This window comes from Arthrobacter sp. NPDC092385, from assembly GCF_044755105.1.
Classification (GTDB): domain Bacteria; phylum Actinomycetota; class Actinomycetes; order Actinomycetales; family Micrococcaceae; genus Arthrobacter_D.
On sequence record NZ_JBIVQL010000006.1, the window covers coordinates 26,559 to 49,022 of the forward strand.

A 22,464-nucleotide genomic window follows, 5' to 3' on the forward strand; every position below is an offset into this window, starting at 1 on the left:
TTACCACGTATCCTTGGAGCACCTTCCGGGGAGAGTTCTCCGCCAGCCAGCAAAGGAATTTCGTTGTCCAATACCGCCGACCACCAGCACCACGGACGGGGCGAGTCGCAGCCGGTGTTCGAAGGCATCCCGGCACAAGCCCTTCCACTGACGGCATCCGAGGATCGCCAGTTCGCGACACTGGCCCACTTCGGCGGGATCCTGGGTTTCATCCCTTCCCTGCTGATCTTCCTCATCTTCAAGGACCGCGGCCCGTTCACGGCGCAGGAGTCCAGGGAGGCGCTGAACTTCACGCTTCCGCCCACGATCCTCGCCCTGGCGGCCTGGCTCCTGTCGCTCGTGCCGGAGATCGGTGGCATCTTCGCCGTCGTGAACGCGCTCATCTGGGTGACGCTCACGGTCTTCTCGGTCAATGCCGGCATCCAGGTCAATCGCGGACGCCCGTACCGTTACCCCGCGAACCTGCGCCTGATCCGCTAGCTCCAGCCAGGCCGTCCGGTTCCACGCCCGTCCGGTTCCACGCCCGTCCGGTTCCACGCCCGTCCGGTTCCACGCCCGTCCTCTTGCACGCCCGTCCTGTTCCACGCCTGGCGACGGTCGCCGACGCACCGCGGTCGCGTCCGGCCATACCCCCCGCTGGTAGCTCGGACCTCAGTCGGGCAGGAGCCTCCGCACCACGGCGTCCGCGAGCAGCCGGCCCTTGAACGTCAGGACCACGCGACCGGCGAAGGCCGCAGCCGGCTCGACGAGCCCGTCGGCGATCAGCCCGGCGACGGCCCGACGGCCCGACGTCGTCAGCACGTCCGTCGCGAGGCCCTCGCGCAGCCGCACCCGCAGCATCACGTCCTCGACGTATCGGTCCTCACCGGACAGTTCCTCGCGTCCGGCGGCGGGAGAGCGGCCCGCGCCGAGGGCGTCGGCGTAGGGACGCGGATGCTTCACGTTCCACCAGCGCGTGCCGCCCACGTGCGAGTGCGCCCCGGGTCCCGCACCCCACCAGTCGCTGCCACGCCAATAGGCCAGATTGTGCCGGCACTCGTCCGCGGGAGTCCGCGCCCAGTTGCTCACCTCGTACCAGTGCAGGCCGCCGTCGGTCAGCATCTCCTCCGCCAGCGCGTACTTGTCCGCGTGGTCGTCGTCGTCGATGGGCGGCACGAGGCCGCGACGGATACGGGAAGCGAGCCGCGTCCCCTCCTCGATGATGAGGGCGTAGGCGGAGATGTGGTCCGGGCCGTAGGACAGGGCCGTGGACAGGGACGTCCGCCAGTCCTCCAGGGACTCTCCCGGCGTGCCGTAGATCAGGTCCAGGCTGACCTTCAGCCCGGCCTCGCGCGCCCACTGCACGGCCTGCGGCACGCGTTCGGGCGAATGCGTGCGGTCGAGCACGGCGAGGACGTGGGGCACCGCGGACTGCATGCCGAACGAGACCCGGGTGAAGCCTGCCTCCTTCAGCACGCGCAGCGACTCCGGGGTCACGGAATCGGGGTTCGCCTCGGTCGTGACCTCGGCGTCGGGCGCGAGGCCCCACTGCGCGGTGGCCGCGACCAGGATCGAGGCGAGGTCCTCCGCCGGGAGCAGTGTCGGCGTGCCTCCGCCGAAGAAGACCGTCGACAGAGGCCGGGCCGGTACGCCTGAGGACTCCAGCACCTGCGCCCCGAGGGCGAGCTCGGCGAGCACCGAGCCGGCATAGGCGTCCTGGGATGCCCCGCCGCCGAGCTCCGTGGCCGTATAGGTGTTGAAGTCGCAGTAGCCGCAGCGGACCGCGCAGAACGGGATATGGACGTAGAGGCAGAAGTCGCGCCCGAGCGCTCCCTCCGCGGCCGCCGGCGGCAGGACGCCGTCCTGGGGCGCCGGCATGCCGAGCGGGAGGGCGCTAGGCATGCCGGATACCCCGTGTCGCAACGTACGCGGTCACTTCTTGGCTTTGTCCTTCGACTCGTCGGAGGACAGGGCGGCGATGAAGGCTTCCTGGGGCACTTCCACGCGGCCCACCATCTTCATGCGCTTCTTGCCTTCCTTCTGCTTCTCGAGCAGCTTGCGCTTACGGGTGATGTCACCGCCGTAGCACTTCGCCAGGACGTCCTTGCGGATGGCCCGGATGCTCTCCCGCGCGATGATGCGCGCTCCGATGGCTGCCTGGATGGGCACTTCGAACTGCTGGCGCGGAATCAGCTCACGCAGCTTGCCGGTCATCATCACGCCGTAGGCGTAGGCCTTGTCGCGGTGGGTGATGGCGCTGAACGCGTCCACCTGCTCGCCCTGCAGGAGGATGTCGACCTTCACGAGGTCGGACACCTGGTCGCCGTCCGCCTTCCAGTCCAGGGAGCCGTACCCGCGTGTCTTCGACTTCAGGAGGTCGAAGAAGTCGAACACGATCTCCGCCAGGGGCAGGCGGTACCGGATCTCGACGCGATCCTCGGAGAGGTAGTCCATGCCCCCGAGGACACCGCGGCGCTGCTGGCACAGTTCCATGATCGCGCCGACGAATTCCGAGGGCGCGAGGATGGTCGCGGACACCATCGGTTCGCGCACCTCCGCGATCTTTCCGACAGGGTACTCGCTGGGATTGGTGACCTTCAGGACGCGCTTGTCCTCGAGGGTGACCTCGTACTCGACGTTCGGGGCGGTGGAGATGAGGTCGAGGTTGTACTCCCGCTCGAGGCGCTCGCGCGTGATCTCGAGGTGCAGCAGGCCGAGGAAGCCGACGCGGAAACCGAAGCCCAGTGCCGCCGACGTCTCGGGCTCGTAGACGAGCGCGGCGTCGTTGAGGGTGAACTTCGCGAGGGCGTCCCGCAGCACCGGATAGTCCGTGCCGTCCAGCGGGTACAGGCCGGAGAAGACCATGGGCTTGGGGTCCTCGTAGCCGCCGAGGGACTGCGCCGCCGGCTTCGCCAGGTTGGTGACGGTGTCGCCGACCTTCGACTGGCGGACATCCTTCACACCGGTGATGAGGTACCCCACCTCGCCGACGCCCAGTCCCTTGGACGGCTTCGGCTCCGGTGAACTGACACCGATCTCGAGCAGTTCGTGGCTGGCCCGCGTGGACATCATCTGGATGCGCTCGCGCGGGCTGAGCTTGCCGTCGACCACCCGGACGTAGGTGACCACACCGCGGTACGTGTCGTACACCGAATCGAAGATCATGGCACGGGCCGGTGCGTTCGGGTCACCGGTGGGGGCCGGCAGGTCCCGGACGATCTTGTCCATGAGGGCCTCGACGCCCACGCCGGTCTTCCCCGATACCATCAGCACGTCCTCGGGTTCGCCGCCGATCAGGCTTGCAAGCTCCGCCGCGTACTTCTCGGGCTGGGCAGCCGGAAGGTCGATCTTGTTGAGGACCGGGATGATGGTGAGGTTGTTCTCCATCGCCAGGTACAGGTTCGCCAGCGTCTGGGCCTCGATGCCCTGCGCGGCGTCGACCAGCAGGATCGCGCCCTCGCAGGCGGCGAGCGACCGCGACACCTCATAGGTGAAGTCGACGTGGCCGGGCGTGTCGATCATGTTCAGCGCGTACGCCGTGCCATCGACCTCCCAGGGAAGGCGGACGGCCTGGGACTTGATCGTGATGCCGCGCTCGCGCTCGATGTCCATGCGGTCGAGGTACTGCGCCTTCATGTCCCGCTGCTCGACGGCTCCGGTGAGCTGGAGCATGCGGTCGGCCAACGTGGACTTTCCGTGATCGATATGGGCGATGATGCAGAAGTTCCTGATGATCGCCGGATCGGTGGCGGCAGGCACCGGCGCGGTGCGGGCCATGGGTGACACGTAGGTTCCTCACTTTTACGGGACAGGATCGGCATGCAGGAACCGGCCGGGCCATCCTCGGGGGCGGCCGGCGCTGGTCAGCGCCGTTTCACACCCCCTAGTGTCCCACGGAGCCGCTCGGCACCGGCAATCGCGCGGTTCCGGGCAGGAAGTCCCCGGAGGGCTCGACGCCGCGCTCGCTAGGATTCGAGCATGGCGATCACTGTCCGTTCCCTCCTGTCCCTCGCGAGCCGCGTCGTCCGTGCAGTCAACAGCACCTCGGGCCAGGCTCCGGCCGAGCGGAGGGGGACCCGGGACCGCCATCGGCCCGCCGGCGCGCCGGCGACGCCAGGGCGGGCGGGATCGGCGGGACCGTCGGCGTCACGAGAGGCGTCACGAGAGGCGAAGAGCCGACGGCGGAAGGCGGTGCTGGCCTATTCGCCCTCCGCCGACGGAAAGCCCGATCCGGGCGAGATCGTGTGGACCTGGGTCCCGTACGAGGAGGACCCGGCGCAGGGGAAGGACCGCCCGGTGCTGGTGATCGGCCGTGACGGCGGAACCCTCCTAGGCCTGATGCTCACGAGCCGGGACCGCAACACCTCCCGTGACCGCGACGACCGCTACATCGACATCGGTACCGGCGCCTGGGACCGGCAGGGGCGTCCGAGCGAGGTGAAAGTCGACCGCCTGCTCCGCATCGCACCGGACGACATCCGGCGCGAAGGGGCCGTCCTTGCGCGCCGGCGCTTCGAGCAGGTGATTGCGGCGGTACCCGATTACCTGCTCGCCTAGGCGTCCGCCCGCTGCGCCCTCCAGCGTCCGCCCGGGGCGTCCGCCCGGGGCGGACGCCCTCCTCCTACCGAGGCGCCGGCCCGGTGCCTTACTCCTCGGGCGCCAGGGACTCCCCGCCTGACTGGTGACTCCTTCGCCTGGCCTGCGACCGGCATCAGGAGGCGGGGATTCGTGCGCCCTTCTGGTAACCTTTATAGCTGTGTGTCCGCGCAGGTCTTCGGGCACTTTGGCCGATCGCCACACGGTATCCCCACGCCGCTCAGTCTTCGGTTGGCCGAAATACCCTCACGACCCAGTCCGCAATACAAAGAAAGTTCTCATACGTGGCAAATATCAAGTCCCAGAAGAAGCGCATCCTCACCAACGAGAAGGCGAGGCAGCGCAACAACTCGGTCAAGTCCGAGCTCAAGACCGCCATCCGCGCCGTGAACACGGCCGTCGAGGGCGCTGACAAGGACGCTGCCGCTACCGCTCTGCAGGCAGCGAGCCGCAAGCTGGACAAGGCTGTCAGCAAGGGTGTGCTGCACAAGAACAACGCAGCGAACCGCAAGTCCGCGATCTCCAAGAAGGTCAACGCGCTCTAAGCTGCGCATCCCTTCGACGAGGGCCGGCTCCTGATGGGGCCGGCCTTCGTCGGTTAAGCGCCGGCAGTCAGGCGCCGCCGGGCTCGAACGGGCCGAGTGCTGGCCGTCCGGGAACCGGCGGCCTACCGTCACGGCCTACCGGCCGTAGCGGTATGCCCCGTTCAGCCGTCCCCGAGCGCGATCACGGTGACGGCCCGCTCCACGGCGTACACCGGGTCACGTGATTCGCCCTTCACCTGGGCGTCCGCCTCCGCGAGGGCGCGGATGCAGCGTGCCAGGGCGTCGGAGCTGAAGCGCTGGGCTTCCTTCCGCGCCTGGTCCACCTGCCACGGTGCCATGCCCAGGTCCTTGGCGAGCTGCAGGGAGGACCCCCTGACGCCGTGCACCTTCGCGACCGCACGGACCTTCATGGCGAGCGCCGCCACGATCGGTACAGGATCCGCTCCCGTGGCGAGGGCATGGCGAAGCATCGACAGCGCCTGCGCCGTGCGCCCTGCCAGGGCGGCGTCGGCCACCTTGAACCCGGTTGCCTCGACCCTGCCCCCGTAGTACTTCTCCACCGTCTCCACCGAGACGTCCCCCGCGGTGTCGGCCATGAGCTGCTGGCATGCCGCAGCGAGCTCAGGTAACTGCGAACCGACGGCGGCGACGAGTGCCCGCACCGCGTCCGGGTCGATCCGGCGCCGCGCCAGACGGAACTCGGTGGTGACGAACTCGGCTTTCTCGCCGTCCTTCTTGAGGGGCTGGCAGTCGACGACGGTGGACTGCATGGCCTTGACCGCATCCAGCAGCTTCTTGCCGCGATTCCCGCCCGAGTGGCGCATCACGAGGACGACGTCGGGAGCAGGATCGGTGAGGTAGGCGAGCGCGTCGACGAGGAAGGCGTCGTTCATCTGCGCCAGACCCGAGGCTTCGATCACCTTCCAGTCGCCGAAGAGCGACGGACTGGCGTGCATCGTGAGGGTTCCCGCCTCGTAGGCCCCGGCATCGAACCGAACGAGTTCCGCTTCGGGCTGCGCTGCCCGGACCTGGCTCCGGATGGATTCGGCTGCTTTCGATGCGAGGTAGTCCTCCGGGCCGGACAGCAGGACGACCGCCGCCGGCCGTACCTCCCGCCATGATGCCGCTTGCGGGCTCGAACCGCTGCTGCGGCCGGCCGGTGATCTTGTTGCCACGAGGCGAGGTTCCTTCCATCAGGTGCGCTCCTACTGTTTCATGACGCCGTCGTGCCTCAAAGCCGCAGGTGTCCGACGTGCGTGCGGATCATCGGAGCGGGCGCACCTCGAGCGCTGTATCGACCAGGTCCACCGTGAAGGCCCCCAGCTCGTCCGTGCGGGCGGTGGCGACGCCGGCGGCGTCGAGCGCGTCCAGGATGGAGGGGTGCGGGTGGCCGTAGTCGTTGCCCTCACCCACCGAGATGAGAGCCAGGATCGGATCGACGGCCTCGATCACCGCGGTGCCGCCGTTCCGGGCGCCGTGGTGGGCGACCTTGAGGATGTCCACGCGTCCATCCCGCAGGGAGGGGACTCGGGACAGCACCACGGCAGCAGCGTCTTCCTCGAGGTCGCCCGTCAGCAGGATGGTCACGGGCCGAACGGGTGTGGGCACCTCGACTTCGAGCACCGCGCTGGCGTTGTTCTCCTCCGAAGGGCCTGCGTCGCGCACGGGCCACAGCACGTCCACGCGGAGCGGGGCAAGATCGAGTGCGGTCTCATCATCCAGCGGTTTCGGCTCGAGTCCGGCCGCCGACGCAGCTTCGGTCACCTCCGCCGGCAGATCGTGCTCACCCGTGGAGTAGTAGAGGGCGGTCACCGTCCTCCCGCGTACCGCCCCCGCCACGCCGCCGTAATGGTCGTCGTGCAGGTGGGTGATCACCAGCGCGTCGATCACCTCGACACCCAGGCTGTCGAGGCAACGGTCCATGGCCTCGGGGTCGGGTCCCGTGTCGACGACCATCGCGTGCCCTGGTGTCGTTCCCACAACGACGCCGTCGCCCTGTCCGACATCGCACATCGCCATCATCCCCGCATCGCCGCCGGGGACCGACCACCGACCGGACAGGACCACCCCGCCTGCCAGGCACAGAGTGAGGACGACGGCGAGGACCAGCGGAGTACGTCGCCTCCCCGAACCCGGTGCGGGCTCTCCCCCCGGTCCGGATTCCGCTCGCTCTGCGGATGCCGCGGATACTGCGCGGCTTCCAGGCCGCGTCGAGGTGTTCGTGGCCCGCCTCCAGGCTGCGACGAGTGGCACCTGCCTGACGAGGACCAGCAGAAGCGTCAGTGACGCGAGAGCGGCGAGAACGGCACCCGGCGCCCCGGGAAGCCACGGCATCGACGCGGCGGGCGCGGCAGCGAAGCCCTCGGCGACACCCGCCACCCATCTCGTCCCCCACTGCGCGGCGACGACGAGCGGATGTGCCAGCACGGGCGCAGCAACGAGCGCCAGTACCGCAGCCATCCCCAGCAGGGTGATCACCGGCACGACGGGCGACGCGAGGACGTTCGCCGGCAGCGAGTACACCGGAAGGGCCGGTTGGATCAGGACGAGGATCGGCGTGCAGAACAGTTGCGCCGTCAACGGGATGGCCAGCAGTTGAGCGGCGAAGCGCGGCATCACCCGCTCGAGGGCATCCACCACGCCGGGCCCGGCCGTCACGAGCCCCAGCGTCGCCGCAACGGACAGCATGAACGCGAACGACACCGAGAGCCAGGGATCGACCGCGAGCAACACGATGATCGACAGCATCAGCAGGGCCAGGGACACCCTCCCCCGCCCCGACAGTACGGCCGCCACCCCTATCGCACCCATGACGGCCGCCCGAAGGACACTGGGCTCGGGCCGCACCAGCATCACGAAGCACACCAGGGCGAGGACCGCACCGACAGCTGATGGCAGTCGTGGGAACCGGACCAGCCGCAGCCCGAGAAAGGCGAAGGCGACCACGTAGGAGCAATTCGCGCCGCTCACGGCCGTCAGGTGTGTCAGTCCCGTGGTCCTCATGTCCGCTTCGAGATCGGGGTCGAGCCCGATGCGGTCGCCCAGTGCCATGCCCGGAAGCAGGCCCCCGTCGCGGCCATCACGCTGGGACAGCTCCTGGAAGCGTGTCCGGAGGTCCCCGGTGTATCCGAGCCAACCCTCCGACTCGCCGACCGTCGGGGTACTGGCGGGGAGGAAGACGGCCGCAGCCCTGCCCACGCGATCGGCCGGTTTCGCCGTGCCCAGGACACGCACGGTGTCGCCCGCACTCATGCGTGCCCACGGTCCCGTGCCCATGACCACGACGGGAGTGGTCGAGGCGAACGTCTCGCCGCGGAGCACCCCACCGATCACGTCCGCATCGACGAGATAGCGGTCTCCCCCGCCGAAGGGACCCGGAGGCAGTGACGACGGCTCACCCGAGATCCTGAGGAGGGCCGTGAATGGGGTGCCGTCGAGCATCGCCTCGTCCACCGGCCCCGCTTCCGCGCGAGCAAGACTCCCACCCGCGGCGAGCAGGACCAGCGCCAGGGCCGCGACCGATGCCAGCGCCTGCGAGGGCAGGGACGCCCATCGCCCGCCACCTCCTGCGGGCCTGAGGAAGACCATGCAGCTGAGCACCAGTCCGACCGCGGCGGAGAGAAGACCACAGGCCGTGGCCTGCATCGCTCCTCCCTGGACGGCTACTGCAGCCGAGATCCACGCCGCTGCCGCAGATGGCAGAAGCCGCAGGTCGCCCGTCCATCCCGTTCCTCCGGGGCGGAGGCGCCCTCCGTCCGGCGTACTGCCGGACCTGGCCGACAGACGTTCCGCGGTCCGGTTCCTGGCCTGCTGCACCGACCGGCCGGCGCGCGCACCCCGTACCGACGGTGTCCTGCTCACCGCACCACGATGAGCGGCAGGATCGCCTCGAGCATCGCGGGCCCGATCCCCGGGACAGCATCGATGTCCGCCGTCTGCGCGAAGGGCCCGTGCTTCTCCCGCCAGTCGATGATCCGCTGCCCCAGGACCGGTCCGACGCGCGGTAGGGATTCGATGTCGGAGAGCGTGGCGGTGTTGATGTCGATGGCGCCGGCCGTCCCACCGGAACCGCCCGCAGCCCCACCGTCCCCACCGGGGGCCTGCCCGCCGGGCACCGGGGAGGCATCCGGAACCATCCCTGGTCGTGGTTCCTCCCCCACGGCCAGGAGGTGGATGTGGAGGCCGTCGGACGGTGTGGCAGCGAGGTTGATCCCCTCCAGGTCCGCCTCCGGAAGGGCTCCGCCGGCTTTCTCGATGATCTCGAACAGGCGCGTGCCGGCAGGCACGGTGAGAACGCCCGGTGAGACCACTGCGCCCGTCAGGTAGACGACGACGAGGCCCCCGTCCCTGCCGGGGTCAGGGGCCGCCGATGCATCCTCCGCGGATGAGCGCCCGGACGCTGCGTCGGCCTGTCCGGCCGCCGGGGGGACCGCGCCGTCCCCGGCGGAGCCCGGAGGACCACCGCCGGAAGAGCCCGATCCACTGCCGTCCCGGGAAGCGTCGTCCGAGCCCTCCCCAGCCGGCCCCGAACGATCCCCCTGGGCGGCACCGCCCTCGGCGGGCGCGGATGCCGGGGCGTCGAGCTGTACCGATACCGCCGCAGCCGAGGGCTCGGAACTGCGGACGAGGAACAGTGCGGCTCCGACCGCCAGCGCCACCCCGAGCCACACGAGAGCGGCAGAGCGCGCAATCCGCCATTGAACGCCTCCCCCGCCGGCGCCCGCCGCCGGCGATCCGCCGGGCGGGCCCTCACCCGTGGCGTCGTGCCCGACGAGCCGACGGCGCGGATCCGTCCCGAGCCCAGGATGTACCCGCACATCGTCGGCCGCATCCTGTTGTTCATCGGCGCTGACCGGCTCCGGCCGTGCCCGGTACCCCGGGGACGGCTGCCCTCGGGAGCCCGAGGGCGCGAGCGGGTCGGCTGGCGAGGACGAGGGCGGGAGTGGTGGATCCCAGGCCTGCCCGGTTGTCGGCCATCGGTGCTTTCCCATGGTCCGACGCTAGGAGCAGGCCTGGTCGCCCGACAGGACGACCCACGCTATGTGGACATCCGCGCGGCCGGTAGCCTCAGCCGGTCGGGAAGCCGGGGGTCCGCAGGGCGCTGACGGTGACGGCGACGACGCCGAGCCCTGCGTGCGCGGCGAGCACCGACGGGCAGGGCGCCGTCGTGACGCTCCCTGGTCCTGCCACGTCCCGCAGGCGCTCCGCGAGGCCGGCTGCCTCGTCCTCGTTGCCGAAGTGGTGCACCGTCAGCTGCACGCCGCTGTCCCGGCCGGACACATCCGCCTCGACGAGTTCCTGCAACCGCTGTATTCCCTTCGCCGCGGACCGCATGCGCTCGAGCGGCACCAGCCGTCCGCCCTGTACGTGCAGGATCACCCGGACCGACAGGAGCGTGCCCAGCCAGCCCGCGGCGGCGGTCACCCTGCCGCCGCGCCGCAGCTGCTCGACGCTGGGAACGTAGAAGTAGAGTGCGGAGGTGCGCGCGGCCATCGCGGCGGCTGCGGCAGCCGCCTGCAGGTCCGCGCCGGCGCGTGCCGCGGCCAGCGCAGCAAGGGCTGCGCGGCCCTGCGCCATGCCCGCCGTCCTGGTGTCGATCACCTCGACCGGGATGGCGGCCCGCGATGCCGCCAGCCGGGCGGACTCCACCGTGCCGGACAGCAGCCCGGACAGGTGGACGGAGACGACGCCGTCGTGGCCTTCCTGCGCCAGGCGCTCGTAGACTCGCTCGAACTGCCCCGGGGACGGCCTGGACGTGCGGACGTCCGAACCCGCCGCGAGGGCGACCATCAGGGGCGCGGTGACGTCGTCGTGCTCACCCGTCAGGATGTCGTCCCCCACGAGGACGGGCATGGCGACCACCCGCACTCCGTCGGCCATGCCCCCCGGAGCGCTCCAGCCGGGAGCGAAACCGGCCGCGGAGTCGGTGACCACGGCTACGCGCACGGGAACGTCCCCGTGCGCGGAGCCGCGGGTCGGCGCTGCATCAGGCCGGGACGATGTTGACCAGTTTGGGCGCCCGCACGATCACGGTACGGATGCCGCGGCCGTCCAGAACCCGCTGCACCTGCTCGCTGGCGAGCGCCAGCTCGCGCAGGTCGTCCTCGCCGATGTCCGGCGACACCGTCAGCCGGTCCCGCACCTTGCCCTGCACCTGCACGACGGCGACGACGCTCTCCTGCGTCAGCAGTGCCGGATCGACGGCAGGCCAGCCCGCCGTCGCCACCGTGGCCTCGTGGCCGAGCCGGCTCCACAGGTCCTCGGCCGTGTAGGGCGCGAACAGGCTCAGGAGGATGGCGACCGCCTCGGTCGCCTCACGCACGGCGGGATCCGCCCCGCCCGCTCCGGAGTCGATCGCCTTCCTCGTCGCGTTGACGAGTTCCATGAGCTTCGCGACGACGACGTTGAACTTGTTGGCCTCCATCAGCTCCGCGGCGTCCGCGACCGTCCGGTGGGTCACCGAGCGCAGCGCCCGGTCACCCGTCGAGGGGTCCGTACCGGCGTCGCTGGTGACATCGCCGCCGAGCCGCCACGCCCGCGCGAGGAACTTGGCCGAGCCCGACGGCGAGACGTCCGCCCAGTCGACGTCGTCCTCCGGTGGGGACGCGAACACCATGGTGAGGCGCACGGCATCGACGCCGAACCGGTCCAGCTGCTCGCCCAGGTCCACGCCGTTGCCGAGGGACTTGCTCATGGCCTTGCCCCCGTTGAGCACCTGTCCCTGGTTCAGCAGTGCGCTGAAGGGCTCCGTGAAGCCGACCATCCCGAGGTCGAACAGCACCTTGGTGAAGAACCGGCTGTACAGCAGGTGCAGGATGGCGTGCTCCACGCCGCCGACGTACTGCCCGACCGGCAACCAGCGGTTGACCGCCTCGGTGTCGAACGGCGCGGTGTCGAGCTGCGGGCTCACGAAACGCAGGTAGTACCAGGACGAGTCCACGAACGTGTCCATCGTGTCCGTGTCCCGCGTCGCCGCGCCGCCACAGGACGGGCACGACACGTTGACCCACTCCTCCACGGCGGCCAGCGGGGACGTGCCCTTCGGCGCCAGGGCTTCCCCCCGCAGGCCTTCGGGCAGCGTGACGGGCAGCTGGTCGTCCGGTACGGGCACCTCGCCGCAGGACGGGCAGTGGATGATCGGGATCGGCGTGCCCCAGAAGCGCTGCCGCGAGAGCAGCCAGTCGCGCAGGCGGTAGTTGATGGTGTGCTCGCCGGTGCCCTGCTCCTCGATCAGCTCGACGGCGCGGCGGATGGCGGTCGCCTTGTCCAGCCCGGACAGCTCGCCAGAGTTGACCAGCGTCCCCTCGCCCGTCGTCGCGATCCCGGTCGCGGAGGCATCCTCGGCACCGGTGTCGACGACGGTGCGGACGGGCAGGTCGAAGGCGCGCGCGAAGTCGAGGTCGCGCTGGTCGTGCGCGGGGACCGCCATGATGGCCCCGGTGCCGTAGTCGGCCAGGACGTAGTCGGCGGCCCACACCGGGAGCTTCTCCCCGTTCAGGGGGTTGACGGCGTAGCGGCCGGTGAACACGCCGGTCTTCTCGCGCTCCGTGGCCTGCCGCTCGATCTCCGACAGTCCCTTGACCTGTTCCCGGTACTGGTCCAGTTCGGCCCGCCGGTCCGGCGTGACGAGCTCGAGGGCCAGGTCGGCGTCGGCCGCGACGACGAAGAAGGTCGCCCCGTACAGCGTGTCGGGGCGCGTCGTGAAGACCGTGACGTCGCTCTCCGGCAGGTCGCCCTCGGCCTCGATGCGGAAGCGCACGTGCGCACCCTCGGAACGGCCGATCCAGTTGCGCTGCATCGCGAGGACGCGTTCGGGCCAGTGGCCCTTCAACTGCTCCATGTCATCCAGCAGGCGATCCGCGTAGTCGGTGATCTTGAAGTACCACTGGTTCAGGCTCTTCTTGGTGACCGGGGTGCCGCACCGGTCGCAGGCCCCGTTGATGACCTGTTCGTTCGCCAGCACGGTCTGGTCCTTCGGGCACCAGTTGACCGGCGAGTCGCGTCGGTAGGCCAGGCCCTTCTGGAAGAACCGTACGAAGAGCCACTGCGTCCAGCGGTAGTACTCGGCATCCGAGGTGTGCAGGCGCCTGCTCCAGTCCGCGCTGATCGCATAGCGCTTGAAGGAGTGCGCCTGGGTCTCGATGTTCGCGTAGGTCCACTCGGCCGGATGCGCGTTGCGCTTGATGGCCGCGTTCTCGGCGGGCAGCCCGAAGGAGTCCCAGCCGATGGGGTGCAGGACGTCGTAGCCCTTTTGCCGGTAGAACCTCGCGGCGACGTCGCCCATCGCGAACGCTTCCGCATGGCCCATGTGCAGGTCGCCGGACGGGTAGGGGAACATGTCGAGCACGTAGCGCCGCTCCCGCGACCCGTCGTCGGCCGGCGCGAAGGGCTGGAGCCGGTCCCAGACCGCCGGCCACTTCGCCTCGATGGCGGAGAAGTCGTAGGTGTTCTCGTCCGGCTGAGCGCCCTCGGGGTTGATGCTCACTGTATGTTGACCTGTCCTGTCGGTGGAACGTCGTCCTGCTCTGGTTCTTCTCTGCTGCTGCGACCCCGCGCCCGGGGCGGCCTGCGCCCAGACACACAAAAGCCCCTCGCACACAGGAGGGGCCGCCGCACGGTGAGTACCGTGCGGCTAGGTAAGGAGGAGGGCGCGGAGCATGCGTTCACTTTAGCAGTGCGCGCGAGGCGGTGCCCGGCGCGGTCGCGCATGCGGGGGCACCGCCGGCCCGTCGAGGGACGGACCGGGGGTGCCCCTGCGGGGAGCCGGCTCTGCTAGCGCACGTCCTCGTCCACCCAGTCGAACGTCTTCGTGACGGCCTTCTTCCACAGGCGCAGCTGGCGCTCGCGCTCGGCCTCGTCCATGGACGGGTTCCAGCGCTTGTCCTCGGCCCAGTTCGTGGCGAGCTCGTCGGTGTCCTTCCAGAATCCGACGGCGAGGCCCGCGGCGTACGCGGCGCCGAGCGCCGTGGTCTCCGTGACCTTCGGCCGGATGACCGGGATGCCGAGGATGTCCGCCTGGAACTGCATCAGGGCGTCGTTGGCGACCATGCCGCCGTCGACCCTGAGGTCCTCCATGTTCACGCCGGAATCCGCGTTCGCCGCGTCCAGGACCTCGCGGGTCTGGAAGGCCGTCGCCTCGAGCGCTGCTCGTGCGATGTGCCCCTTGTTCACGAAGCGGGTCAGGCCGACGATGGCGCCGCGAGCGTCAGCACGCCAGTACGGCGCGAAGAGGCCCGAGAACGCCGGCACGATGTACACGCCGCCGTTGTCCTCGACGGTCGTGGCGAGCTGCTCCACCTCCGGCGCGCTCTTGATGATGCCGAGGTTGTCACGGAGCCACTGGACGAGTGAACCGGTGACGGCGATCGAGCCCTCGAGCGCGTAGACGGGCTTCGCGTCCCCGAGCCGGTAGCAGACCGTCGTGAGCAGGCCGTTCTTGGAGTGGACGATCTCCTCGCCGGTATTGACGATCATGAAGTTGCCGGTGCCGTAGGTGTTCTTCGCCCCGCCCTTGTGGAAGGCGGCCTGGCCGAACGTCGCCGCCTGCTGGTCGCCCAGGATGCCGGCCACGGGCGTCTCGCGCAGGAGCTGCGAGGTGTGCACCGTGCCGTAGACCTCGGAGGAGGACCTGATCTCGGGCATCATCGACACGGGCACGCCGAAGTCCGCGAGGATCGACTCGTCCCAGGAGAGGGTCTCGAGATCCATGAACAACGTACGCGAGGCGTTGGTGACATCGGTGATGTGCACGCCGCCGTCGGTGCCGCCCGTGAGGTTCCAGGTGACCCAGGAATCCGTGTTGCCGAACAGGAGGTCACCGGCTTCCGCCTTCTGGCGTGCGCCCTCCACGTTGTCGAGGATCCACTTGATCTTGGTGCCCGAGAAGTAGGTGGCCAGCGGGAGGCCGACCTTTTGCTTGTACCGTTCGACGCCGCCGTCCTTCGCGAGGTCGTCGACGATGTTCTGCGTGCGCGTGTCCTGCCAGACGATGGCGTTGTACACCGCCTTGCCGGTGGTCCTGTCCCAGACGACGGCGGTCTCGCGCTGGTTGGTGATGCCGACGGCGGCGATGTCGTGGCGGGTGAGGTTCGCCTTGGACAGCGCGGAGCCGATGACCTCACGGGTGTTGTCCCAGATCTCGGCGGGGTCGTGTTCCACCCAGCCGGCGCGCGGGAAGATCTGCTCGTGTTCCTTCTGCCCGGAGGACACGATGTCGCCCTTGTGGTCGAACACGATGGCCCGGCTGGACGTGGTGCCCTGGTCGATGGCGATGACGTACTGCTGCGACATGTCTTACTCCTTCATTGGATGACAAGATGGGGCGGCTGCAGGCAGCCGCCGGTCGTGAGTAGGGCCTAGGCTGCCGGCGGGAACGCGATGAACTGGACGACGATGCCGGCGAGGGCACCACCGATGATCGGTCCGACGACCGGCACCCAGGCATAGCCCCAGTCGCTGCTGCCCTTGCCACGGATGGGCAGCAGGGCGTGGGCGATACGGGGGCCGAGGTCGCGGTTCGGGTTGATGGCGTAGCCGGTGGGACCACCGAGCGAGGCGCCGATGCCGACGACGAGCAGCGCGACGGCGAGCGGGCCGAGACCGGACGGGGTGTTGCCGATCGACAGGATCACGAACACGAGGACGAAGGTGCCGATGATCTCGGTGACGACATTCCAGCCGTAGGAACGGATGGCGGGACCGGTGGAGAAGACGCCCAGCTTGTTGGCGGGGTCCGGCTCCTCGTCGAAGTGCTGCTTGTAGGAGAGCCAGCAGAGGACGGCGCCGAGGATGGAGCCGATCATCTGGGCTGCGAGATACGCCATGGCGTTGACGAAGTTCTTGTCCACGCCGGGCGCGAATTCGGCTGTGTCGCCGTTCACCCAGAGACCGACGGTGACCGCGAAGTTGAGGTGGGCGCCTGAGAGGGCCGCCACGTAGACACCGGCGAAGACCGCGAGGCCCCAGCCGAAGTTGACCATGAGAAAGCCGCCGTTATTTCCCTTGGTCCTGGCGAGCGCGACATTCGCGACCACACCGGTACCGAGCAACAACAGCAGCATTGTGCCGAACGTTTCGGCTACAAATACTTCCAGAGACATCTTTGACTCCTCCATCTATTCATTTATCGACGGGTGCCGCCGCCTCGACGGCACCCGTTGGTTCCCCCCGGCAACCTCTGCCGATGGCATTGCATCGCTGCGTCGAGCAGCGATTCGACCTCGTCGCGGCGGCGCCGCTACGAGGTCAGGCTCTTGACCTGCACCCTATGGGCCTCGGCCAGGACACTCTCGGCGAGCTCGATCTCCGCCGCGGATTCCGCGGCGTCCCACCCCAGCAGCGGAGCGAGGGTCTCGGCGAGCTCGGCGAGCAGTTCCTGGGTGACGAGGCCCCGGAAAGCAAGCGATGTCCGGCGGATCAGGACGTCGATCAGGTGACCGACCTGCTCGTGCTCCACCATGTAGGCGAGCTCCCGCGTGCTGAGCTCCTTGGTGGAATTAAACATCCTGTCGCTGCCCTGGGCGAGGTATTCGAGGACATTCTTCGCACGCGTGCCGTAGCGCGTCAGCAGTACCCCGACCCGGGCTTCGTCGAAGCCCGGGCGGACCGCCGCCCTGATCCAGGCACGCTCCGCGGCTTCGTCCGTCGGGAAGTCCTTCCCGCCGCCGATGGCGACGCCCGCGGTGGACGTCCTGCGGGACGCGCCGAGGGCTGCAAGGGTCTCGTCCGCCAGGTGCTCGGACAGCGCGCGGAACGTGGTCCACTTGCCGCCGACGAGGCTGAGGGTGGTGACGGTGCGGCCCCCCAGCTTCTCCTCGCGCTTCTCGATCCGGTAGTCCCGCGACACGAAGCCGGGCTGGGTCTCGTCATGCCGGGGAAGGGGGCGAACTCCGGAGAAGCTGTACACGATGTCGTCCTTGGACACCGTGATGTCCGGGAACACGTGCCCGATCAGCTCGAAGAAGTAGTCGATCTCCTCATCGGTGCAGACGGCCTGCTCGTTCACGTCCACGTCGATGTCGGTGGTGCCCACGAGGACGCGGTCGCCCATGGGGTAGATCAGCACGATCCGGCCGTCGAGGTGCTCGAAGAAGATCTCCGTGCCGTTGCACGCCCTGAGCAGCTCCGGGTGGTCCAGCACGATGTGCGAACCCTTGGTGCCGCCCATGAAGAGGGTCTCGGCCCCGAGGGTGGCGTTGGTGCCGTCGGTCCATGCACCGGTCGCGTTGACGACGACGTCGGCCTGGAAGGTGAAGGTCTCACCCGAGAGTTCGTCGCGCAGGAGGACGCCGTCCTCGCCGTTGCCGATGGCGCTGACGTAGTTCGCGGCGCGGGCGGCAGGATTGGCCACCTGCCCGTCGCGCAGCACGTCCAGCGTGAGGCGTTCGGGGTTGTGCACCGAGGCGTCGAAGTAGGTCGCCGCGTACTTGATGTCCTTGCGGAGGTCGGGCATGGCGGCGAGCGCCTTCTTGCGGCCGACGAAGGAGTGGCGGGGCACGTTGCCGCCGTCGCGCGAGAAGAAGTCGTACATGGTGAGGCCGGCCTTGATGAGCACGGCGCCGCGCTCCACCTGCTTGCCCTGCTTGTGCGTCAGGAAACGCATGGGAGCGGAGAGGATGCCCGAGAAGGTGGTGTAGATGGGGATGGTGGTCTGCAGCGGCTTCACATAGTGCGGCGCGATCCTCAGGAGGGCGTTGCGCTCGATGACCGACTCCCGGACGAGGCGGAACTCGCCGTTCTCGAGGTAGCGGATCCCGCCGTGGATCATGTGCGAGGATGCGCCAGAGGCCCCCTGGCAGTAGTCGCCCCGCTCGACGAGCGCGACGTCGATACCCTGCAGTGCGAGGTCGCGGAACGTGCCGACCCCGTTGATCCCGCCGCCGATCACGAGCACGGACGCCCGGGGCTTGTCCCTGAGCTTCTGCACCACGGTGCGGGTCGAGGTTGTTGTGCCTTCACCGTTCGTCCGGCCGGCTGGAATGCTCAAGGTGCTACTCCGTAACTTCAATGTCTGGAATGGGTGCTGCACGTTCAATTCTTCGAGCGCTGGGAATACCAGTCAAGCCGATTGCACAAACGTGCACCAGGGGCCAGACTGGCGGGATGACGACGACGAGTGGCGGTACGGGAGCAGAACCCGCAGCCGCGGATCAGCCGCCGGGCAACCGTTCCCGGGACGCGCTGCGGGCGGCCCAGATGTACTACCTGCAGGACCTCACGATGAACGCGATCGCACGCGAGCTGTGCACCTCGCGTTCCACCGTCTCGAGGCTGCTGTCCATGGCACGCGAGACCGGGCTGGTGCAGATCCAGGTGAACAACCCCTCGGAGCGGGCGCCGGCGCTGGAGCAGCAGATCCGGCGCCGCTTCGGCGTCGAGGCCCACGTGGTGCCGGTCTCCGATTCCGTCAGCGATTCGGAGGTGCTGGACCGGGTCGCGATCCAGGCCGCACGGACCATCGGACCACTCGTGGATTCGAACGCGATCGTCGGTGTCGCCTGGGGGTCCACCCTCAGCGCCGTGAGCCACCACCTGACCCGCAAGCAGACCCACGACAGCACGATCGTGCAGCTCAATGGCGCGGGCAACACCCAGACCACCGGGATCACCTATGCCAGCGAGATCCTGCGCCGCTTCGGGCAGGCCTACGGCGCGCGCGTGGAGCAGTTTCCCGTCCCCGCCTTCTTCGACCATGCGGAGACCAAGACCGCGATGTGGGAGGAACGCAGCGTGCGGCGCATCCTCGACCTCCAGCGCCGCATGACCATGGCGATCTTCGGCGTGGGTTCCATCGGCGCGGGCATCCCGAGCCACGTGTACAGCGGCGGCTACCTCGACCGGGAAGACCTCGAGACCCTCGAGAGCGACGCCGTGGTGGGCGATGTCGCCACCATGTTCTTCCGTGCGGACGGGACGCACCGGGACATCCTGCTCAATGCACGCAGCACCGGCCCCAACCTGGACGACCTGCGGACCGTGCCGCGCCGCATCTGCGTGGTCTCCGGAGAATCGAAGATCGACGGGTTGCGCGGCGCTCTCGCCGCAGGCCTGGCGACCGACCTCATCCTCGACGAGGGGTCGGCCCGGCGGCTCGTGCATACGTAGGCACGGACCGACCCTGATCCTCGACGGGCTCGAACCGGGCGAGTGGGCGCGCCTGCCGCGGGCGACTCCGGGCGGGCGGGCCGCACCTCGGTAGAGTTCCCCCATGAGCTCCCTGGTTCCCCGCACCGCGCTCGCCGACGGCACCCTGATGGACGTGCTCGGGTACGGCGTCTACAAAGTCCCACCCGACGACACGGAGGAGCTCTGCTCGACGGCGCTCGACGTCGGGTACCGCCTGCTCGACACCGCGGCTCTGTACGGGAACGAGGCGGGCGTCGGTGCCGCCGCCCGCCGGTACCTCGAGACCGGGACGCGGGAGGACCTGTTCATCACCTCGAAGGTGTGGAACGCGGACCACGGCTACGAGGCCACGCTCCGGGCGTTCGACGCGAGCATGGAGCTGCTGGGCCTCGATCAGCTCGATCTCTACCTCATCCATTGGCCGTGTCCCTCGAAGGACCTGTACGTCGACACCTGGCGGGCACTGGAACGGCTCCGCGCCGACGGCCGCGTCCGCTCCATCGGCGTCTCGAACTTCCAGGAGGCGCACCTCGAGCGCCTCCTGGCCGAGACCGGGGTGGCCCCCGTCCTCAACCAGGTCGAGCTGCACCCGTATCTCCAGCAGAGCGGGCTGCGATCCTTCCACGAGCGGCACGGGATCACCACGCAGGCGTGGAGTCCGCTGGGACGCGGGAACGTGCTCGTGGACCCGGAGATCGGGCGCATCGCGGCCGAACTCGGCCGCACGCCCGCCCAGGTGATCCTCCGGTGGCACTACCAGCACGACGTCCTGACCATCCCCAAGGCCAGCTCGCGCGAGCGCATCAGCTCGAACCTCGACATCTTCGGGTTCACGCTCGACGACGCGCACCTCTCGGCACTCGACGCGCTCGACCGGGACCAGCGGTTCGGTTCGCACCCGGACACGGTGGGCTGATGCGCGGGGCGACCGTGCGGAGCGTGAGGTGGGAGGGCACGCTCCAGCGGGTCTGGGACTTCCCTCCGGTCGACCGGGAGGACGCCCTCGGCGGCCGGACGATCGTCATGGTGCACGGATTCCGCGGCGATCACCACGGACTGCTGCGCCTCCTCGAGGAACTGCCCGCCCACCGGGTCATCCTCCCCGACCTGCCGGGCTTCGGCCAGGGCCAGGAACTGCGCGGCACGCACGACGTCGCCACGTACGCCCGCTTCATCACGGACACCACACGCAGCCTGGCTCCGGAGCCACCGGTGCTGCTCGGTCACTCCTTCGGCTCGATCGTCGCAGCCGAGGCGGCAGCGCTCGCACCGGGGCTCGCCGGATCCCTGGTCCTGGTCAATCCCATCAGCGCCCCCGCCCTCGAAGGGCCGAGCCGGATCGCATCGCGCGTCGCCGAAGGCTACTACCTGGCCGCGGACCGCCTCCCGGAGGCCGCCGGACGTGCGCTCCTGGCCAATCCGGTGATCGTCCGCGCCATGAGCGTCTTCATGGCGAAGACCAGGGACCGCACGCTGCGTCGCTGGATCCACGCCCAGCACGACGCCTACTTCAGCTCGTTCGCCAGCCGCCGGGTGGTCCTCGAGGCATTCCGGTCGTCCATCTCCGGCACGGTCAGGGACCGTGCGCATCAGCTCGACATACCGGTGCTGCTCATCGCCGCGGAGCAGGACGACATCGGCTCGGTCGCCAGCCAGCGTGAGCTCGCAGCCCTGATGCCGAACGCCACCCTCGACGTCATCGGCGACGTCGGCCACCTCGTCCACTACGAGAAGCCGCGGGATGCCGCACGGCTCATCGAGACCTTTTTGGAGGGTGTCTCCGCATGAGGATCCTGTTCGACGCGCGCTTCACGCGCACCGACCACCACGACGGAATCAGCCGCTACGGCGCCAGCCTGATCGCCGCGCTGGCGGAGACGGACGACGTCGTCATGCTGATCAGCGACCGGCGGCAACTGGCCCTCCTGCCGGACGTACCGCACGTACTGGTCAACAGCCCGCTCTCCCCCGCGGAACTGTTCGTGGCCCGGCGCATCAACGCCCTGGAGCCCGACGTCGTGGTGTGCCCCATGCAGACCATGGGCTCGTGGGGACGCAGGTATCCCCTCGTCCTCACCCTGCACGACCTCATCTACTACCAGAACCCGACGCCGCCGTCGTTCCTCCCGCTCCCGGTGCGCCTCCTGTGGCGGCTCTACCACCTCGCCTACTGGCCCCAGCGGCTCCTGCTGGACCGGGCCGACGTGGTCGCCACGATCTCGGACACGACGGCGGACCTCATGCGCCGGCACCGCCTCACGCGCCGGCCCGTCCTGCTCGTGGGCAACGCGCCCCAGCCGTCGGAGCGGCGCCGCGATCCCGACGCCCCGCGGTCCGCGTCGCTGCTCTACATGGGCTCCTTCATGCCCTACAAGAACGTCGAGACACTCGTCCGCGCAATGGCCCTCCTGCCCGGCCATACGCTCCACCTGCTGAGCCGCATCACGCCCGAACGCCGCGCCGAACTCGAGGCGCTCGCACCCGCAGCAGGCGGCGTCGTCTTCCACGGGGGCGTGACGGACGGGGAGTACGAGGACCTGCTCGACGACGCCACCGCGCTCGTCACGCTCTCGAGGGCGGAAGGCTACGGGCTGCCCATCATCGAGGCGATGGGCACCGGTACACCCGTGATCGCGAGCGACATCCCCATCTTCCGCGAGGTCGGGGGGTCCGCGGCACTGTTCGTCGACCCGGATGATCCGGCGGCAGTGGCCGTGGCGGTCCGCTCCCTCGAGGAGCCCGGCCGCTGGGCGGAGGCATCCCGTGCAGGGCTCGAACGCGCGGCCACCTACTCCTGGAGCGCCTCCGCGGAGCAGCTCCGGGAGGCGTGCCGGCATGCCATCGCCGAGCACGGCCGACGGCGGTCGGGGCCCCGCGGCCCGGCAGTTCCTGCACAGCGGGCGCCGGGTTCCTGATGGCGGACCTCCAGTGCCCCGCCACTGCCGTCCTCCTCGACGCTGCCGCGGTACCGCCGGCCTGGCTCTCCCGAGTGCGCATCACGGGACGCTTCGACGCCGGCGGGCGTGAGGCCGTCGTGGCGCTCGTGGAGGAGACAGCCGATCTGTACCGTGGCGAGGCCTTCGTGGTCACGGCGTCGGAGAAGGACATCGAGGGCGCCCTGCGCATGAGGGGCGTGGACGCCGTGGCGCCCGCGATCATCGAGGTCGACTCCGCCGGATGGCATCCGCTACCCCCGCCGTGAAATCGTGCCGGTGGACCC

The 22,464-nt window shown here is 69.5% G+C and carries 18 protein-coding genes; 8 read left to right on the top strand and 10 right to left on the bottom strand.

Features of this window, described 5'->3' with window-relative positions:
- The first annotated feature begins 63 nt into the window (after positions 1–63).
- On the top strand, positions 64–480 hold the full coding sequence (locus ACIQCY_RS09185; protein ID WP_400483599.1) for a DUF4870 domain-containing protein: 417 nt from the start codon (positions 64–66) through the stop codon (positions 478–480).
- A gap of 171 nt (positions 481–651) precedes the next feature.
- Here ACIQCY_RS09185 and hemW read toward each other — a convergent pair whose 3' ends face one another.
- Together hemW and lepA are read right to left on the bottom strand one after the other, a co-directional pair.
- Positions 652–1,881 (bottom strand): radical SAM family heme chaperone HemW, encoded by a 1,230-nt coding sequence (gene hemW / locus ACIQCY_RS09190; protein ID WP_400483600.1) that lies wholly within the window; start codon positions 1,879–1,881, stop codon positions 652–654.
- A 30-nt stretch (positions 1,882–1,911) separates the two neighbouring features.
- Positions 1,912–3,765, bottom strand: coding sequence for a translation elongation factor 4 (lepA, locus tag ACIQCY_RS09195; RefSeq protein ID WP_400483601.1), 1,854 nt, complete (start codon positions 3,763–3,765; stop codon positions 1,912–1,914).
- 192 nt (positions 3,766–3,957) lie between these two features.
- Between lepA and ACIQCY_RS09200 the strand changes: the two genes are divergently transcribed.
- Complete coding sequence (locus tag ACIQCY_RS09200; protein WP_400483602.1) at positions 3,958–4,536, top strand: type II toxin-antitoxin system PemK/MazF family toxin; 579 nt, start codon at positions 3,958–3,960, stop codon at positions 4,534–4,536.
- A gap of 323 nt (positions 4,537–4,859) precedes the next feature.
- Positions 4,860–5,120 carry a 30S ribosomal protein S20 gene (gene rpsT / locus ACIQCY_RS09205; RefSeq protein WP_087075755.1) on the top strand — a complete coding sequence of 87 codons (261 nt, stop codon included), beginning with the start codon at positions 4,860–4,862 and terminating at the stop codon, positions 5,118–5,120.
- 161 nt (positions 5,121–5,281) lie between these two features.
- Here the strand turns inward: rpsT and holA are convergent, their stop codons facing one another.
- The 8 genes from holA to ACIQCY_RS09245 all read right to left on the bottom strand — a co-directional run bounded on the left by holA (position 5,282) and on the right by ACIQCY_RS09245 (position 18,099).
- The gene (gene holA, locus ACIQCY_RS09210; RefSeq protein ID WP_400483603.1) at positions 5,282–6,295 is read right to left on the bottom strand and encodes a DNA polymerase III subunit delta; all 1,014 of its coding nucleotides are present in this window, start codon (positions 6,293–6,295) and stop codon (positions 5,282–5,284) included.
- A gap of 88 nt (positions 6,296–6,383) precedes the next feature.
- Positions 6,384–8,765: a ComEC/Rec2 family competence protein gene (locus ACIQCY_RS09215; RefSeq protein WP_400483604.1), complete on the bottom strand. Its 2,382-nt coding sequence runs from the start codon at positions 8,763–8,765 to the stop codon at positions 6,384–6,386.
- 212 nt (positions 8,766–8,977) lie between these two features.
- Positions 8,978–9,937, bottom strand: a complete 960-nt coding sequence (locus ACIQCY_RS09220; protein WP_400483605.1) for a helix-hairpin-helix domain-containing protein — start codon at positions 9,935–9,937, stop codon at positions 8,978–8,980.
- 250 nt (positions 9,938–10,187) lie between these two features.
- Complete coding sequence (locus tag ACIQCY_RS09225; RefSeq protein WP_400483606.1) at positions 10,188–11,066, bottom strand: DegV family protein; 879 nt, start codon at positions 11,064–11,066, stop codon at positions 10,188–10,190.
- Positions 11,067–11,106: 40 nt separating this feature from the next.
- On the bottom strand, positions 11,107–13,605 hold the full coding sequence (gene leuS / locus ACIQCY_RS09230) for a leucine--tRNA ligase (RefSeq protein ID WP_400483607.1): 2,499 nt from the start codon (positions 13,603–13,605) through the stop codon (positions 11,107–11,109).
- 287 nt (positions 13,606–13,892) lie between these two features.
- Positions 13,893–15,410, bottom strand: a complete 1,518-nt coding sequence (gene glpK, locus ACIQCY_RS09235; protein ID WP_400483608.1) for a glycerol kinase GlpK — start codon at positions 15,408–15,410, stop codon at positions 13,893–13,895.
- Between the two features lie 65 nt (positions 15,411–15,475).
- Positions 15,476–16,219, bottom strand: coding sequence for an MIP/aquaporin family protein (locus ACIQCY_RS09240; RefSeq protein WP_400483609.1), 744 nt, complete (start codon positions 16,217–16,219; stop codon positions 15,476–15,478).
- Positions 16,220–16,356: 137 nt separating this feature from the next.
- Complete coding sequence (locus tag ACIQCY_RS09245) at positions 16,357–18,099, bottom strand: glycerol-3-phosphate dehydrogenase/oxidase (RefSeq protein ID WP_400483800.1); 1,743 nt, start codon at positions 18,097–18,099, stop codon at positions 16,357–16,359.
- 215 nt (positions 18,100–18,314) lie between these two features.
- On the opposite strand from ACIQCY_RS09245, the gene ACIQCY_RS09250 reads away from it, so the two are divergent.
- From ACIQCY_RS09250 to ACIQCY_RS09270, 5 genes are all read left to right on the top strand, one after another.
- Positions 18,315–19,223, top strand: coding sequence for a sugar-binding transcriptional regulator (locus ACIQCY_RS09250; RefSeq protein WP_400483801.1), 909 nt, complete (start codon positions 18,315–18,317; stop codon positions 19,221–19,223).
- 103 nt (positions 19,224–19,326) lie between these two features.
- On the top strand, positions 19,327–20,160 hold the full coding sequence (locus ACIQCY_RS09255) for an aldo/keto reductase (RefSeq protein ID WP_400483610.1): 834 nt from the start codon (positions 19,327–19,329) through the stop codon (positions 20,158–20,160).
- The gene (locus ACIQCY_RS09260; protein WP_400483611.1) at positions 20,160–21,032 is read left to right on the top strand and encodes an alpha/beta fold hydrolase; all 873 of its coding nucleotides are present in this window, start codon (positions 20,160–20,162) and stop codon (positions 21,030–21,032) included. Before ACIQCY_RS09255 ends, ACIQCY_RS09260 begins: the two co-directional genes overlap by 1 nt.
- Positions 21,029–22,159 (top strand): glycosyltransferase family 4 protein, encoded by a 1,131-nt coding sequence (locus ACIQCY_RS09265; protein WP_400483612.1) that lies wholly within the window; start codon positions 21,029–21,031, stop codon positions 22,157–22,159. Before ACIQCY_RS09260 ends, ACIQCY_RS09265 begins: the two co-directional genes overlap by 4 nt.
- On the top strand, positions 22,159–22,446 hold the full coding sequence (locus ACIQCY_RS09270; protein WP_400483613.1) for a hypothetical protein: 288 nt from the start codon (positions 22,159–22,161) through the stop codon (positions 22,444–22,446). The genes ACIQCY_RS09265 and ACIQCY_RS09270 overlap by 1 nt, the downstream gene beginning before the upstream one ends.
- The last annotated feature ends 18 nt before the right edge of the window (positions 22,447–22,464 follow it).